The 395-nt window shown below is 47.1% G+C and carries 1 protein-coding gene; it reads left to right on the forward strand.

The genetic code is table 11. The features are described 5' to 3' along the window. Nucleotides 1–71: 71 nt before the first annotated feature. Nucleotides 72–395: transposase family protein (locus tag H6A20_RS14045; protein WP_204907544.1), on the forward strand; the 324-nt coding region annotated here is incomplete at its 3' end.

Below are 395 nucleotides of genomic sequence, written 5' to 3' on the forward strand. Positions count from 1 at the left end.
TGGTCATTCCAACTATCCCCATGTTATTCTTTTATTGGTCTAAAAATAATCAGAAAGGAGCTGAAATGACCATGAAAACATGCAACTATTTAACTAAACTTCCTCAGGAAACAACCATCAAAAACATCGAAACTCTCAGGGATTATGACCTGATCACTCTCCATGTCCCTGCACCTAAGCAGCGCCTCTGTCCTAACTGCGGATCTCATGACTGCATCCTCAAGGACTCCGGCGCCTGGCAGACTGTAAGGCATATCCCTTACAACCACCGGGGCTCTCTCCTCACCTTCCACAAACGCAGGCTGCTCTGTAAGGAGTGCCTTACTTCGTTCTATGAGAAGCCTTACTGGCTTCATCCCTCTCTCCATATGACACAGGCCCTCTATGACTCCATC

Origin of the sequence: Mordavella massiliensis (assembly GCF_016901695.1) — a bacterium.
GTDB lineage: Bacteria > Bacillota > Clostridia > Lachnospirales > Lachnospiraceae > Claveliimonas > Claveliimonas massiliensis_A.